This is a genomic window from Streptomyces sp. JNUCC 63, assembly GCF_054366325.1.
In genome coordinates this window covers 7,650,023-7,664,754 of the sequence record NZ_CM135963.1, presented here as the reverse complement: position 1 = coordinate 7,664,754, position 14,732 = coordinate 7,650,023, and the positions used below count along the sequence as shown (strand labels likewise).

15 protein-coding genes and 2 pseudogenes are annotated in these 14,732 nt (G+C 69.5%); 4 read left to right on the top strand and 13 right to left on the bottom strand.

All coding sequences use genetic code 11. The features are described 5' to 3' along the window. The first annotated feature begins 515 nt into the window (after window positions 1-515). Window positions 516-932 (top strand): hypothetical protein, encoded by a 417-nt coding sequence (locus ACX25U_RS35465; RefSeq protein ID WP_454386090.1) that lies wholly within the window; start codon window positions 516-518, stop codon window positions 930-932. Window positions 933-1,248: 316 nt separating this feature from the next. Here the strand turns inward: ACX25U_RS35465 and ACX25U_RS35460 are convergent, their stop codons facing one another. Further along, window positions 1,249-2,664 carry an ISL3 family transposase gene (locus ACX25U_RS35460; RefSeq protein WP_454386088.1) on the bottom strand — a complete coding sequence of 472 codons (1,416 nt, stop codon included), beginning with the start codon at window positions 2,662-2,664 and terminating at the stop codon, window positions 1,249-1,251. A gap of 796 nt (window positions 2,665-3,460) precedes the next feature. Between ACX25U_RS35460 and ACX25U_RS35455 the strand changes: the two genes are divergently transcribed. Continuing rightward, entirely contained in the window at window positions 3,461-3,757 is a 297-nt protein-coding gene (locus ACX25U_RS35455) for a hypothetical protein (RefSeq protein WP_454386086.1), read from the top strand. A 430-nt stretch (window positions 3,758-4,187) separates the two neighbouring features. On the opposite strand, the gene ACX25U_RS35450 is transcribed toward ACX25U_RS35455, so the two are convergent. From ACX25U_RS35450 to ACX25U_RS35435, 4 genes are all read right to left on the bottom strand, one after another. Further along, complete coding sequence (locus ACX25U_RS35450) at window positions 4,188-4,358, bottom strand: hypothetical protein (RefSeq protein WP_454386084.1); 171 nt, start codon at window positions 4,356-4,358, stop codon at window positions 4,188-4,190. A 29-nt stretch (window positions 4,359-4,387) separates the two neighbouring features. Beyond that, window positions 4,388-4,744 (bottom strand): PRC-barrel domain-containing protein, encoded by a 357-nt coding sequence (locus ACX25U_RS35445; protein ID WP_454386082.1) that lies wholly within the window; start codon window positions 4,742-4,744, stop codon window positions 4,388-4,390. Window positions 4,745-5,105: 361 nt separating this feature from the next. After that, window positions 5,106-5,369, bottom strand: a complete 264-nt coding sequence (locus ACX25U_RS35440; protein WP_454386080.1) for a hypothetical protein — start codon at window positions 5,367-5,369, stop codon at window positions 5,106-5,108. 918 nt (window positions 5,370-6,287) lie between these two features. Then, entirely contained in the window at window positions 6,288-6,878 is a 591-nt protein-coding gene (locus ACX25U_RS35435) for a YceI family protein (RefSeq protein WP_454386078.1), read from the bottom strand. A gap of 149 nt (window positions 6,879-7,027) precedes the next feature. Here ACX25U_RS35435 and ACX25U_RS35430 point away from each other — a divergent pair, with 149 nt between their 5' ends. Together ACX25U_RS35430 and ACX25U_RS35425 are read left to right on the top strand one after the other, a co-directional pair. Next, a complete protein-coding gene (locus ACX25U_RS35430) occupies window positions 7,028-7,402 on the top strand; it encodes a SpoIIE family protein phosphatase (protein WP_454394656.1) in 375 nt (124 codons plus the stop codon). Window positions 7,403-7,600: 198 nt separating this feature from the next. Continuing rightward, entirely contained in the window at window positions 7,601-7,807 is a 207-nt protein-coding gene (locus ACX25U_RS35425; RefSeq protein ID WP_454386076.1) for a cold-shock protein, read from the top strand. Window positions 7,808-8,154: 347 nt separating this feature from the next. On the opposite strand, the gene ACX25U_RS35420 is transcribed toward ACX25U_RS35425, so the two are convergent. The 8 genes and pseudogenes from ACX25U_RS35420 to ACX25U_RS35385 form a co-directional block, all read right to left on the bottom strand. Next, the gene (locus ACX25U_RS35420) at window positions 8,155-8,577 is read right to left on the bottom strand and encodes a hypothetical protein (protein ID WP_454386074.1); all 423 of its coding nucleotides are present in this window, start codon (window positions 8,575-8,577) and stop codon (window positions 8,155-8,157) included. After that, window positions 8,574-8,708, bottom strand: a complete 135-nt coding sequence (locus ACX25U_RS35415; protein WP_454386072.1) for a hypothetical protein — start codon at window positions 8,706-8,708, stop codon at window positions 8,574-8,576. The genes ACX25U_RS35420 and ACX25U_RS35415 overlap by 4 nt, the downstream gene beginning before the upstream one ends. A 46-nt stretch (window positions 8,709-8,754) precedes the next feature. Then, complete coding sequence (locus tag ACX25U_RS35410; RefSeq protein ID WP_454386071.1) at window positions 8,755-9,945, bottom strand: IS110 family RNA-guided transposase; 1,191 nt, start codon at window positions 9,943-9,945, stop codon at window positions 8,755-8,757. A 235-nt stretch (window positions 9,946-10,180) separates the two neighbouring features. Continuing rightward, window positions 10,181-10,846, bottom strand: a pseudogene (locus tag ACX25U_RS35405) (IS5 family transposase); the annotation flags it as partial. Window positions 10,847-11,253: 407 nt separating this feature from the next. Continuing rightward, the gene (gene ltrA / locus ACX25U_RS35400) at window positions 11,254-12,696 is read right to left on the bottom strand and encodes a group II intron reverse transcriptase/maturase (protein ID WP_454386069.1); all 1,443 of its coding nucleotides are present in this window, start codon (window positions 12,694-12,696) and stop codon (window positions 11,254-11,256) included. 716 nt (window positions 12,697-13,412) lie between these two features. Further along, window positions 13,413-13,616, bottom strand: a pseudogene (locus tag ACX25U_RS35395) (ATP-binding protein); the annotation flags it as partial. A 32-nt stretch (window positions 13,617-13,648) separates the two neighbouring features. After that, the gene (locus ACX25U_RS35390) at window positions 13,649-14,074 is read right to left on the bottom strand and encodes a YkvA family protein (RefSeq protein ID WP_454386067.1); all 426 of its coding nucleotides are present in this window, start codon (window positions 14,072-14,074) and stop codon (window positions 13,649-13,651) included. Continuing rightward, complete coding sequence (locus ACX25U_RS35385; protein WP_454386065.1) at window positions 14,071-14,697, bottom strand: Chromate resistance protein ChrB; 627 nt, start codon at window positions 14,695-14,697, stop codon at window positions 14,071-14,073. Before ACX25U_RS35385 ends, ACX25U_RS35390 begins: the two co-directional genes overlap by 4 nt. Between the last annotated feature and the right edge of the window lie 35 nt (window positions 14,698-14,732).

Here is a 14,732-nt window from a genome sequence, read left to right as displayed (position 1 = left end):
CCGGCGCCGGCCGGTCCGGGCCATCACCTGGTGCCGGGCCGGGCCGGCCGGCGCCGGCTCAAGCCAGCCGGACTCGACGCCGTGGTCCATCAAGCAGCTGCACGACGAGCTCCGGGACCTCCACTGCCCCTGTGCGACCGAGCGCTGGCCACAGTTGCCGTAGATCGACGACCCGCGCGCTGATCGCGATGTCCGCCGCCCTCCGGGGGCCATCACTGTCGCCGGCGTGGGCGCCGGCTCAGGCGAGCACGCCTCCGTGGCGTGCGGGATGTACGGGCTGCAGCACCAGCAGCCCGTACCCCACCGACAACAACCCCCGGCAACGGCGGAGAAGGCGGCCAGGTAGAGGTAGGCACCGCCCGCCAACCTCTCGCCCGGGGCCCGTTGACATCCTCCCCCTCAAGGAATAGGACAAAAAGCGTAAAGCGCTCAAAAATTTTCGTTCGGATCCCGGTGGCTACCAGGCGACGGACACCCGACTCCTTGACTGCGCGTCGCAGGAAGGAGGTGAAGACATGGACGACACCGAGCAGGCACCTCAGGAACCCGAGGCCACCCCGACCGAAGCCGAGCAGCCGACGACCGAGGCCACCCCGACCGAAGCCGAAGCGCCCGCAGCCGGCGAGACCCCGGAACCCGAAGCGACCCCGGCCGAAGGCGAACAACCCGCAGCCGAAGCAGGAACGGAGGAGGCGGAAGCCGAAGCGCCCGCAGCCGGCGAGACCCCGGAACCCGAAGCGACCCCGGCCGAAGGCGAACAACCCGCAGCCGAAGCAGGAACGGAGGAGGCGGAAGCCGAAGCGCCCGCAGCCGGCGAGACCCCGGAACCCGAAGCGACCCCGACCGAAGGCGAACAACCCGCAGCCGAAGCAGGAACGGAGGAGGCGGAGACGCCGACGGCTGAGGGCGAGGAGCCGTCCGAGGGTGAGTAAGGTGATCCCGCCCTTGTGAGGCGTTCACCATCACGAACATCGATGGATGGTGCCCTTTCCATGCGGCTGGAGGAGCGTGCGTCAGCGGCGTTTTTCTCCAGCCGCGCTTTCTTCGTTCGCTTGGCCGCCCGCGTTCAGGGACCGGGGTTGCGGCCGACCCGCCGGTCTTGGGCGGCAGGATGGCGGCATGCGGAGGTGCCCGCGGAGCCGGCCACACCGCTTGAGGCGGAGAACGCGGCCCTGCGTAAAAAAGGTCCGTGAGCTTGTCGACGGTCACGTAATTCGGCTCTGGCGCTGATCTTGTGACGCAGTCGGGTCAGGACGTGAGGAGTATGCGCTTGCGGAGGAAGTCGAGGCTGGCTCGTCCGAATCCTTGCCTCTTGAGTAGCTTCGTCCTTGTGACCTGTCCTTCGACCTGGCCGGAGCTCCAGGGGGTGGAGAGCCCGGCGACGACGGCGTCGAGGTCGCGGCTCAGTCCGTTGACGAGGGAGTGCAGGGCGGGCAGGTCGTCGGCGAGGACGCGCTCCATCCAGGCGGGCAGCTGGTCACCCCGCAGCTCGCGCATCATGGCGGCGAAGTCGCGGACGTGGTGGGTGACGGCATCGAGCCCGGGGCATCCGGTCCGTATCTCCTTGAGGTCGGCGGCCTCATCGGCTGTCAGGTTCCCGGGGTCGGTCATGATCCAGCGGACGATGCGACGGGGCCGTGGAGCCGGGCGGGGCACGGGTGGCGCGGCGGTGGCGGCCTTGAACGGGCGGAGGTAGCGCCGCACGGTCTGGATGCTTCCGGCGAAGCCCAGGGCGACGATCTCCTGGTGGAGCTGGGCACTGTTGTGACAGCCCTCGTTCCACCGCCGGTGGAGGTAAGGCTTGCACTCGTCCAGGATGGTGGGGCGGTTCGTCGCTTTGACCAGCAGCTCGTCGAGACTGGTGGCGCGGGCGAAGCGACGCACGGTGGACCGGTCCAGCCGCAGTGTCCGGCAGATCTCCTCCAGCGTGCTGCCGTCGTCCAGAAGCTGTCGCACGGCGGTGTAGCGTTCCCTGGTCCGGGTCACCAGGCGGCGCTCGCGTCCGCAGACGTCGAGCAGCGCGGCAGCCGGTGCCGGTGGCGTCCGCCAGATGTCGTCGCTGGTCGGCGGGGCGGCCGGTACGGTGTTCCCGAACGCGGTCCGGACACAGGCGTGGTGGGCGGCGACGGTCTTTTCCACGGCCTCGCCGAGGTTGCTCCACAGATGCCAGGCGTCGGCGACCTGCCGAGCCTGCGGGGCGCCGCTGCGGGCACCCTCGGCATAGGCCCCGGCCCGGTCCCGGCAAATGATCTCCACTTCCGGGTGGCCCTTCAGCCAGGCGGCCAGCGGCTCGGCATCCCGGCCGGGCAGCACGTCCACCGGGCGCCGTGACTCCAGGTCCACCAGGATCGTGGCGTACGAGCCGCCCTTCCGTAGCGCGAAGTCGTCGACACCGAGCACACGGATCTTTCCGACGGGTTCTTCCGGTACGGCGCGGACCAGACGTAACAGGGTGTCCTTGGCGACGCGCAGGCCCAGCACCCCGGCCAGGCGGGCTCCCGCCCGGCCGGCCAGCGCGAGAGCGATCGAGGTCAACTGCTCACGCACCAGGGGCGTGTAGCGGGCATGCGGGCTCGTCAGCCCCGCGATCTGCTCGGCGAACGTCACCGCCCGGCACGCCGGGTTCGGGCACTTGAACCGCCGCACCAGCAGCTCGATCACCACACCGGCACCACCGACCGGACGTCCGCGAGCCGTCGCACGTACCGGCCGTGCACCCGGCCCGACGCACTACCGCAGTGCGGACAGTCCGCACCCGCCGAGCGGGCCCGCGCATGCATCGTGACCACCCCGGCCACAGCCCGCTCGACCAACTCCACCACGACACCAGCCAGATGGGGGAACAACACCTCGAAGCTCCGCGAAGAACACGCGAGTCATGGTCACAGCCGCCACTGACACCGACAGCGTCACAAGATCAGCGTCAGAGCCGAATTACGTGACCGCCGATACCCAGGAACAGTCGCAACGGTCCTCCCGCTCTCGATGCCGATCACCTTCAGCAGCCTGCCGGAGAACCATCAGCAACCTGATCAAGCAGTGCTCACGCCGCCCGGCGGCGGGCACGACATCCCATCAGCGATCAACTCTCCGGGCCAACCGGCAGGGGCACGGTCTTTCGTCAGGACTCAACGTCCAGGAACCACGAGTGCTCACCTGCCGGACGGCTGCCACCCGGAGTCCGCCGGAACCCGGCGACTCCCCGAACTGATGTAGGAACCACCATCATGACCCAGCGCACTACACCCCGCCGAGGACCTGCACGGCCTGCGACGGTTTCGCCTCTGCCGCCGACACTCTCGGCGGCCGCGACGCCCGCGGCCACCTGCACACGATCACCGTCGACTGCCCGGCCTGCCACGGCACCGGCACCGCCCGCCGCGACCGGGAGGGCGCCCGTGCCTGACCTGCTGCTCGACCCGACCACCCTCGGCGACCTAGCGCGGTTCCCGCCGACACCATGTCGCTGCGGGTGGTCAACGCTGGAGCCCTCACCCACGAGGTCGTCGTGCTGCCGCTGCGGGCCGGCCGGGCCGTGGGCGAACGGCCGGTCGGCTCGGACGGGAAGGTCAGCGAGGCGGGCAGCCTGGGCGAAGCCTCGCGCAGCTGCCGCGGCGGCGCGGGCGACGGCATCGCCTCCGGCACGGTGGGCTGGACCACCCTGACCCTCCGCCCCGGGCGCTACGAGCTGGTGTGCAACATGCCCGGCCACTACACGGCCGACATGTACGACGAACTCGACGCCGCCGGCCGGTAGGCGCGCTCGAGGGTCAGCCGCTCGGGTGCGGGCGCTCACTCCCCCTCGGCGGCGTCCGGGACGCGCAGGGGCCGCATTCCGCCGGGCGGCTCCGGCAGCCGGAAGGAGTAGCGGCCCAGGCAGTCGAGGTAGTGGCTGTTCCGCTGTTCCCCAGGCCGTACGACCAGGCCTCGCCCACCACGTCGGCACCCGCGTGCGGCTGGAGGACCAGATGGTCACCTGAGTCGTCGGCATGGACAGCCCCGACCGCATGGACGCCGCCGTGCACGGACTGACCGAACTCGCCGGCCCCGACCAGCTCGCCGCCGTCGCCGGACACCTCCACGACGACCGCCTCGGCGGACGCCGATACCCCCGAAACGACCTCAAGCGGACGCCAATGCCCCCCGGAAACGGCCCCATAAAGGCCAACGGCCCGCGCGTGGCGTCATCACCGGACGAGGTGCCGGTGCGATCGCCGGGACCAGCGCGCGCCCAGCAGCACGAGGTCGGCCACGAAGAGCACCACGCCGATGACCAGGAGGTAGAACAGCCCCTTCAGCACCGCGCCGACGAGCCCCAGGGCGATCGCGACGAGGATCAGGAACAGGAAGAGCGCCAACGTGGCTGCTCACTTCCCCCGGCCGGTGCTCAGCGGCGCGCGAGGCGGCGTCCGCGGTCGGCGCGAGGCTCGTAGGGCCTGTCGTAATGCTTGAAGATCTCTTCTTCCCGGTCGGCCGGCAGGACGTCGTCCGTGCCCATCGACGGTGCCTTCCGCACCTGCCCTTTCGAGTACGCCACCCGCACGTAACCGGGTCCCACGGTCGCCTCGTCGACGGGGACGAAGACGAGTCGCTGCCGGGTGGGCAGTCCGGTGCGGACGGTGGCGACGGACGGCGCGTCGGTGGTGGTGTCCACGTAGACCCCTTCCAGGGCCCCGATCTTGTGGCCCTGGGGATCGATCACGTCGCGGTTGCGCCACTCGCGGATATCGGCTGAATGGATCATGCCTCGCTCCTTGCAGCCCGCAGAGAACTCCGCGTGTCCCACTGTACTCCGATGAGCCTGACCTGGTCTTTTCCCCGGCTGCTACCCTCTCGGCCCCTGTCGATCAGGGGGAAAGTCGGGTGCCGCAGCCCTCGTGTGCGCGGCCGTCGTCGCCGGCGTGATCCTGCTGTGGCCCGCGCCGGACACGGCGCCCACAGCGCCCGCCTCGGACCGGATCAAGGCGTCGGCTCAGGCTCGCCTGGACGCCTCCCTCAAGGAGGGGCGCACCTACCGGCAGGTGCTCCTGGACGACGCGGCCTGGAGCCCTCGGACGAGCTGTGCCAGGCGATGGCGATCCGGTGGCGCCGTAAGCACCGGCCCCCTACCAGAGTGCGAGCAGCCGCCCGCCCGCGATCTCCTCGCGGGCGGCTACTCGCCGCCTGAAGGGAGACAGGCCCTGCCGGTGGCGCGTCGACAACCGGTACCGGCCAACCTCCGTCTCCTGGTCCGCACTGCCGGCGCCGCGGGACATCCCCTGGCGTCGCCCGGGCAACAGCAGCCGCCAGAAGAGCGGGTAGTGCCGCCGCCACTCCTCCTGCCAGGGTTCCTGCCCGGCCGGCCGGTGCCGCAACACGGGCCTGGGCACACCACCGTTGCCAGGTCTCATCGGCATTCGCGGGCCGCCTGCACGACCCTGGCAGTCCCACCTCTACGCACACGGTGCGCGGGCGCTGCCCTGCTGCACCGCTGAGGGAACGGTGCAGCAGGGCGGGCGGCCCCGCGGACTGCGCAAGACCCGCGGGCTGTGCAGGCGCCGCCGGGGAATCGGGCCCGCCGCTTGGCACGCCCGTGTGCTTATCCTGTGGCCCACCCGGTTGCTTGCCGGTCGTGGCGCGCCAGCACCGCACCACCGGCTCCCCGAACAGCGCACAGACGCTCGCCTGGGGAAGCCACGCACCACGGCGGACACCACCGCGAGGATCACGGTGGTCAGCACGATGCCGATGATCACCGTCCGGCCGTTCCACTGTGGCGTGCCGGCCTCGCCCGGCTCGGAGCGCGCAAGGCCCCTGCCGACGCGCAACGACACCCCCGAGGGCGCCCGATCCCCCGGCCGCGCCGACCGCCAGCCCCAGCCCGTCCCACCCTTTCTCTTTCCTGTCCTGGGTCGGCTACAAGACGAGGCGGTCCTGCCGAGCCCGTGTGGCACCCGGTCCGGGATCCCGGCAGCACCGTCAGCTGGAGCCACTCCCCGAGCCTGAAGACGCCCCACGCAGCCCCTGCCCACCACGGCGAAGCCGCTGCCCACCACCCCGACCACCGGCCCGACCACGGCTGGTCACAGCGTTGCGCGGCCAGTTGAGCCCTGCCGTGCCGGTTCGCGGCCCAGTCGGCAGGTGTTCCAGCCGCGGCCGTCGCGTATCAGCGCGCCCGATCGTTCCAGGTTCGCCAGGTGATGGGCGACCGGAGGCGGAGGGCCGGAACTCACCCGGACGACTCATCGAACAGGGCTCCGACTGGCACTGGGAGACGTCTGAACAGGTACCGGACGCGTCCTTGCCCGCTACGGCTGTCCGGGGGCCTGCCCGGGACCGGGGAGTGGTTCGAGCTTGGTCACCGCGAACTCGATCCGGACGTCGTCGGCCAGTCTCAGCGCGCCCAGGAACGCGCTGTACGGCTTGATCCCCCAGGTGGACTGGGTGACGGTCGCCGAACCGCACACCATCCCATCCCTGTCACTGCCCCCGTGCACGGTCACCGGGTGAGTCCGACCTTTGATCGTGAGCTCTCCCGCGATCTCGAAGGACTCGGGCGTTCCCGTGATGTTCGTGGAGCGGAAGGCGATGGTCGGGTGCTGTGCGGTGTGCAGCACGCCCTCGCCCTCCAGCGTCCGCCTGATCTCCGCCTTGTCGGCGTCGGTGAGGGGTTTGACCCCTCCCCTCCCCTCCCGGACGGTCAGCGATCCCGTCTCGACCGTCACGGTCACCGACGACTGGCCGGGATCGCTCGCGACGACCACCGCGTTCCCGGACCATCGGGTGGCCTCGATCGTAAGGTCGTGCCCCGCCTTCCGGCCGAGCCCGGCGCGGCCTGTCTTGATCAGCAGGCGGCCGGTCGGCGGCCCGAATCGGTACGTCCCATCGCCCAGTGTCACAAAGTTGACTGTACGTGATGAGGGCGGTGCGCCGCCTGCGGCGACTTGTATGACGGGCCACTCGGGTGGAACTGGAGCAGAACCGGTGATCTGGAAGAGATGCTGCACACGGCCGGCTCCGCGGGGCAGCAACTGGCCGTGGAAGTCCCCTGCACCGGGACCACCGCCAACTGCATCTACGCCATCTTCCACGGGCCCGAAGACGGTCCCTGGTACCTCGATTACACCAACGCCGGCCACCTGCCGCCGCTCCTGGTCACCCATGGAGACACCCACTACCTCGAAGGCGGACACAGCGTCCTGCGCGACGTCAGCGCCATGGAAGCCCTCCCGCCCAGTCCACCGTCCTGCTCTACACCGACGGGCTCATCGAACGCCGCGGCCAGGACATCGACACCGGCCTGCACCAACTCACCGACAACCCCAGCCTCAGCCCGGACCACCTCGCCGACACCCTGCTGTCCCGCCTCGACGTCAGCGGCGGCGGAGACGACGACATCGCCTTGATCGTCGTCCGCCTGTAGCCCCACGCACAGCGCCAGACCTCAATTGCCGGCGCCCTGCCGTACTCCCGGCACTTGAGCCGCTTATGCGCGTGTGTCCCGGCCGGGTAGACCAGGCCATGCGGGGTAGAACGGCTGGTGGCTCCTTTTGTTGTTACGGGAGCCGGAACATGCCCGTGACCAAGGGCTGTTCCCGAGCAGGATCGAAGGAATAGCAGCATGGCCAGCGGCACCGTGAAGTGGTTCAGCGCCGACAAGGGTTATGGCTTCATCGCCCAGGACGACGGAGGCCCGGACGTCTTCGCCCACTACTCCGAAATCCAGGGCGGGGGCGGCTACCGTGAGCTGACCGAGGGCGAGCACGTCACCTTCGACATCGGCCAGGGCCCAAAGGGCCCGCAGGCACAGAACATCGTCCGGGGCTGACCGCTCACGCTGATGCACGGCGGGTTGCCGGACCAGGCAACCCGCCCCTTCTGTGCGCCGGGACTGCGCGACGACCGGGCCCGGCCGCCCCCAACGTGCCGGCGCCGCCGGGCAGGAGACCGGGGCACCAACCGGTTGCGAGAAGCTGCCCAGCTCCAAGCCCATTGCGCCGCATGCCTGGCGGGGCCGGCCTGAGGGCGGGCCGCGGTGCCCTCTGGTGGCAGCCCCCGCAGTCTGACGGGGTCACGTCCGCTGGAGTGGTGTACTGAGAGTGCGGGATGTGAGCTGATGTCCGTTTCGGGGTTGGGTCTGGGTGAGGAGCCCTGGTCGGCGGGGCGAGTGGACGGTCAGGGGCGGGGCTGAGCGAACAGGCCGGGCTCGGGTTCGGTGAGGATGCCCCGTGTGACCAGGCGTTTCAGCTTGGACCGGATGCCCTCGGTGTTCTTCGGGACGATCGGCAGGTCGAGGGCCTGGCAGAGGTCGCGGGCGCGCAGCGGCTTTCCGGTGTCGGCGAAGGCGGTGAGGATCAGCTGGTAGGCCGGGTGGTCCGGGACGTCGGGTCGGGCCGGTTCGTCGGCGGGGGCCGGTGCGGGGATGTCGAGGAGGGTCTTGCGGGTGATGCGCAGGTTCTCGCTCTCCGCGTCGAGTTCGCCCAGCCGGGCGGTGAGGTCCTCAATGCGGGAGCGAATCTCTCCAGCCTGCTCGCCGAGTTCGGCCTCACGGGCCTCGACGTACTCCAGGGCGGCCCTGATCTGCGGGTTGTCGCTCACGCTGTCTTCCAGGAGGCGATGGTGGATCCGGTGAGGCGACGGGCCATGACGGAGGTCATCGCCCAGAACACCCGGGAGCGGGAGCTGGAGGGCCGGTGCTCGTAGTCGCGCACGAGGCGCCGGTAGAACATCAAGATCCCGTTGGTCTGCTCGATGATCCACCTCCTAATGATGTTGTCAAGCCGCAGCAGTGACAGGGAGGTTGCTTTGGTAGCACTGTCCGTCACGGATGAGAGCCCACAGGACGTTCACGCGTCGCCGGGCCAGGGCGAGGACGGCCTGGGTGTGCCGCTTGCCTTCGGCGCGCTTGCGTTCGTAGAAACGACGCGACTGGTCGCAGCTGCGGATACTGATCAGCGCGGAGGTGTAGAAGACGCGTTGCAGCCCACGGTGATAGCGCTTGGGCCGGTGCAGGTTGCCGCTGATGTTGCCCGAGTCCCGGGGGACCGGAGCGACTCCGGCAAGGCTGGCCAAGCGGTCAGCGGTGCCGTAGCGGCTCATGTCGCCGGCGGTGGCGGCGAGGAACTCGGCGCCCAACAGCGGGCCGATGCCGGGCATGCTGGAGATCACTTCGGCGAGTTCGTGGTCGCGAAACCGGGCCGCAATGAGCTTGTCGATCTCGGTGATCTGCTCGTTGAGGCTCATCGCCTCCTTGGCTAGGGTGTGGATCACCTGCGCCGTGATCTTCTCCCCGGGGACGGCGGTGTGCTGGCGCTCAGCCGCTTCCAGGGCGACCTCGGCCAGGACTTCGGGACTGCGGGCGTTGCGGTTCCGCAGCCAGGTCTCCAGGCGCCTGCGGCCGGTTCGGCGCAGAGCGGCCGGCGTCTGATAGCCGGTCAGCAGAATCAGCGGCCCGACGTTGCCCAGGTCGAGGACTCGCTCCAAGGCCGGGAAGATGCTGGTGAGTTGGCCGCGCAGGCGGTTGATCCGACGGGTGCGGTCGGCGTTCAGGTCGGCCCGACGACTGGTGAGGATCCGCAGTTCGATGGCGTGCTCGTCGTCCGGCTTCAGGACGGTCAGGTCCCGGCGCATCCGGGCCTGGTCGGCGATGACGGTGGCGTCCTTCGCGTCGGTCTTGCCCATGCCCCGGTAGCCGGCCGAAGCCCGGTTAACCGCCAGGCCGGGTATGTAGACGAGGTGCTGGCCGTGGTTGAGCAAGAGGCTGATCCACAGTGCGGCCATGCCGTCGGCGACGTCGACCGCCCAGACCACGTCCTCGTCGAGGGCCAGCACATCGGCGAGCAGGGCCAGCAGCTCCGGCTCGTCGTTCAAGACCCGTCGCGACAGCAACCGTGCTCCCTCCGCGTTGAGGACCACGCAGTGGTGATGGGTCTTGCCGATGTCCGTACCCGCCCAGATCTGGGCCACCTGTTCCTCCGGTCGTTCGATGACGCTCTGTTCTCCCGGACGACCTCGCCGGCGTGGTCCTACTCAGCGATCCGCTCGGAGGCGTTCGCAGCTCCTAATCAGCGGCCGAGTCGTCGTGAGACACCGGGCGGCCAGGTGGATGGAACCATCGAGGGCAACCGCTTGGAAGCCATACCCGGTGTCTCTGGGTCTCTGGACCTTACGACGGCCCGTCCAACCCACGAACAAGGTAGGACCGCTTGGCCTGCGGGACGAAGCCGGTGTCGGCCGGGTTGCGCTCGACTATCTCCACGTCGATGCCGTACCGCTTGCCGTGAGCGACCACGGTCTTCTTGAACCCCTGGTCGACCAGGGCCTTCTCGACCGTGTCGGTCTGTGCGGCCACGCCGTCCAGCAGGGCGGTGCCCGCGGCGTTGTCGTGCGCGGACGCCGGCAGGACGACGGCCTCGATGACCAGACCCAATGTGTCCACGGCCAGGCATCTCTTCCGGCCCGGCACCCTTTTCGAGGCGTCCTTGCCGGTCGTGGTGGCCGGCACGCCGACGGCAGCGTGGATGCTCTGGGTGTCCAGGATGACAAGGCTCGGGTCGGCTAATCGCTTCTTCTTCTCCCGCAGCTGCCACCGCAGCAGGTCGTGCACGGTCTGGTCGGTGCCGTCGTCGCGCCAGAGGTAGAAGTAGTACTTCACCGCGCCGGGCGGAGGCATGTCGTGGGGCAGGAACTCCCACTGGCAGCCGGTGCGGTTCTGGTACAGGATCGCGTTCACGATCTCCCGCATCGCGTATTTGCCCTGGTGACCGCTGACCGAGGGGTGCCGGGCCTTCCACGCCGTGATCACCGGCTCGGCTAACGCCCACTGCTCATCGGTGAGATCGCTCGGGTACGGCTTGCGCATGTCCATGCCGCAACCCAAGCGAACCTCGAACGTCCGACCGGCAGCGATGCCCCAACGTCACACCATCGAGCGATGACAAGCCGGACGGAAGGTCACATCCCGCACTCTGAGAGACGTAAAACGCCGGTTCCTCGCATACTCCTCTCCATCACGCTTGCCGGACCCGCCCCATCTGGCAGCACTGGTCACGTCCCGGCTTTGTCAGGGCCGCTCTCGCCCTCCCCGGCATCACCCGGATCAGGCTGCCCTCAGCTTCAACCCGACTGCTGCGACAGCGAGTTGGTGCAGTAGGGGTCGGACCGGGGCGCGGTAATGGTCTTGTGACCAGCCCGTTTCCCCGGCCCGCCCTCCGCACCGGACATGCGGCTCTCACCGCATCCGGCGCTCCACGGACTCCCGCTGGACCGCGCGGCTCACGCCGTCGTGGCTTTCGCCCATGGTGTTGGGATGCTGTATCCGCGCCAGCGATAACGGGTCACCTTCACCCGCTGCGGGACGAACAACGTGATCCCGTCCTCCTCGGGCCGCCAGCCGGGTTCCCCGGTCAGATAGCGGCGCCGCAGAGTCCTCCAGTCGATCCCCGGGTGCTGCTTCCTCAACCACAAGGTCACCCGACGCCAGCAAAAGTCGTCGAGATAGTGGAACGTGGCTGTGGACGACCCGAACCGGAAGTAGTAACACCACCCCCGCACCGCCGAGTTGAGTTGGCGGAGCAAGTCGGCGAGGGTGCGCTGACCTCTCTTGTTCGTCACCGCCCGCACCTTGCCCGTGATGGAGGCCAGCGCCTTCTTCGACGGATAGGTGTAGACGTAGTACTCGCTGGTGCCCTTCTTGCGTCTCCGCTGGATGCGGAAGCCGAGAAAGTCCAGCCCCTCGTCGAGGTGACAGACACGGGTCTTGGCCTGGGACAGGCGGAGCCCCAATGGGGCGAGCACAGCCGAGACCTCCTCCCACAGCGCGTCCGCGTGAGCTCGGGTGCCACACACCATGATCAGAAAATCGTCCGCGTAGCGGACGATCCGGTATGTGGCGCCTCCGCGTCGGCGGTGTGCCGTTCGCCTGCCACCGCTGCCGTGAGCGTCCCACTTGGCACAGAAGTGTTCGTCCAGCGCCGAGAGGGCGATGTTCGCCAACAGCGGTGAGGCAATGCCGCCTTGGGGCGTACCGGTGTTCGTGTCCCTGGTCTCACCGTCGGCAGACATGATGCCCGCCTTCAGGAATGCCTTGACCAGGGCAAGAACCCGCTTGTCTCCGACTCGTCGGCGCATCCGCTCCAACAGAGCGGAGTGCGCGATGTTGTCGAAGCACGCCTCGATGTCCGCATCCAGCACCCAGTGGTATCCCTTGGAGCCGAAATGGTGCACCTCGGCGATGGCGTCATGGGCCCGTCGTTCGGGGCGAAAGCCGTAGCTGACCGGCTTGAAGGACGCCTCGAAGATCGGTTCCAGGACCAGCACGAGCGAGGCTTGCACGAGCCTGTCCATCGCGGTGGGAATCCCCAGTCTCCTGAGCTTTCCTCCGCTGCCCGGCTTGGGGATCATGCGCTCCCGCACCGGCAGCGGAGTGAACGTGCGGGCCTTCAACTGCTCCCGCGTGTTCCTCAGGAAGGCCACGATGTCGGCGTCGTCGGCGATGAAGGCCGGGATGACCCGGTCCACGCCGGCGGTGCGCGCCCCCTTGTTGCCCCTCACCCGCTCCCACGCAACGGTGAGGAAGTCGGGGTGATGGACGAGGTTGTAGAGATCATCGAACCTGCGGTCGGGATCATCGACCGCCCATCGGTGCAGCTTGGTCTGCATCCGTCGTACCCGCAGCCAGGCCCCATCGGGGTCGGGCCACAGCTCACCGGTATTCACCAGCGTCTCCGTCCCTTGCAGTTCCTCAACTACGCGAATCCGCTGGGCTGCTTCGCCATGTGGACGGCTTTCCCGCCCGCGGACTACTACCAGCCCTCCGCCCCACCCCGGGCCATCGGCGGACGTCGCGCCTTCCCGCCCGACGCGCCTGGAAGGCGCGCCGAAACGAGAGCTTCGGGATGGTTCCCACGTTCACTGTGATCCGCTCGTCGGGTGAGGCGGCCAGCTTTGCCCCTGCGGCATCGCCACGGTTACGCCGCAGTCCTTCACCGTGGCCTCCCGACCGGCAAGATCAATCCGATCCAGGAGTTCCTGCCCGTACGGGCAGTGCGCACCGCGATCCAGCCCAGATCCACCGGGTTTGAGCTGGCGGAGGTCTTGAGGGGCTTTACACCGCTGGTTCCTCGCGTCCACCTTCCCGTCTCGCTTGCCGGACCCGCACCGTCCGGTAGTTCCGGTGCGTCCCGTCGTTGTCGGGGCTGCTCTCCACCAGATCCGGCCGACTCGCCGGGCCCAGCTGCCCCCTGCTTCTGCCGTCCCGCTGCGACGGGACGGCGGTGCGGGTCTCACACCCGCACGCGGATCACAGCGCCTCGTGGCGCACGGCCTTCCACCTCCACTCGAACCAACAGCGCCTCACGGCGCAAACGGAAAGCGAGCCAGAACCCGCTCTCATGGACAGAGCCAACGGCACGGCTCGTTGGGCATGCCGGCTGTCAGCGAGCACGCGGCAGCCTGACCTGGAAGAGCGCGCCGCCGCCGGGCGCGTCGGTGAGGGTGAGCGTCCCGCCGTGGTACTGGACGACGTCGCGCGCGATGGCCAGGCCGAGGCCGGCGTCGCCCTCGGTACGGCTGCGGGTCTCGTCGAGGCGTCCGAAGGCGCGGTCACGGTCGGCCGGGGCAACGCCGTGACCACCGTCAGGAGGGTCAGGATCGTTCTTTACGGCTGTGCTCATGGGTTCGGGGTGGCGGGCAGGTTGGTCAGGCGGCGGACGGCAATGAGCCCGTCGTCGGTGCCGGGCCAGTGCCGGGCCAGAGCATCGGCTCCGGCGTGGCGGACGACGGAGCACAGGACGGCGACGACCACGATGGCGTCGTCGGCGTAGCCGAGGACGGGGATGAAGTCGGGTATCAGGTCGATGGGCATCGCCAGGTAGGCCAGCAGCAGCCACAGCCGTACCCGTACCCCGCGCGGCAGGGCCTGGTCGCGGGCGAGGCGGGGGATGAGCCGCAGCAGGTCGGGCAGCAGCCGGGCCGCCTCGGTGAGCAGGTTGCCGCGCGGGCGGGCCAGGGCCAGGGCCAGGGCCGCGAAGGTGAGCAGCCAGAACAGCAGCATCCCGCCGAGCACGGCCAGCGTTATGGACAGCCAGGTGCTCATGGCCGGTGCCCTTCTCCGGTGCGCAGCCGCACCGCCGCACGGCCCGTGCCCGCGTCGGGGGTGGTCTCGGCGGCCAGGGCGGCGGCCTCGAACGCCTTCATCGCCTGGCGGGCCCGGGCGAGTTCGGCGCGGACCTCGGCGCCGATCGGGGCGGCGAAGTAGTCCCGGGCGGCGATTTTTGCCACCCATGCTTCGTAGCGGGCCAGGTCGGCCTCGGACTCCTCGACCTCGGCGAAGGTGGTGCGGCCCCTGGTGGTCTCGGTGTCGATCTCGGTGAAGAAGGCGGGCAGGCGTTCCAGGACCTCGCCGTACTCCACGGTCACGGCCTGGCGGAACTCGCCGATCAGCTCGCCGCGCTCGACCGGGTCGGACAGGCGCACGTGGAGGCAGCGGGCGGTGCCGCCCTCGGCACGGACCTTGTCGACCAGCTTGCGTACCACGCCGGCCACTGGCGGGCGGTCGGGCAGCAGGCACACCGACTGCTGCACGTACACCGCCCCGAGCCCGCGTAGCCTGCGCCACACGTGCACCCGCAGGGAGTCGGTGCCCCCGGCCGTGCTCACCGCCACCAGCAGCCAGGCGTCCTCACTCCCGGCCGGCTCCATCACCTCGCCGCCGCTCATGCTTGCGCATGATACGTCCGTAACGTCGTCGCCGA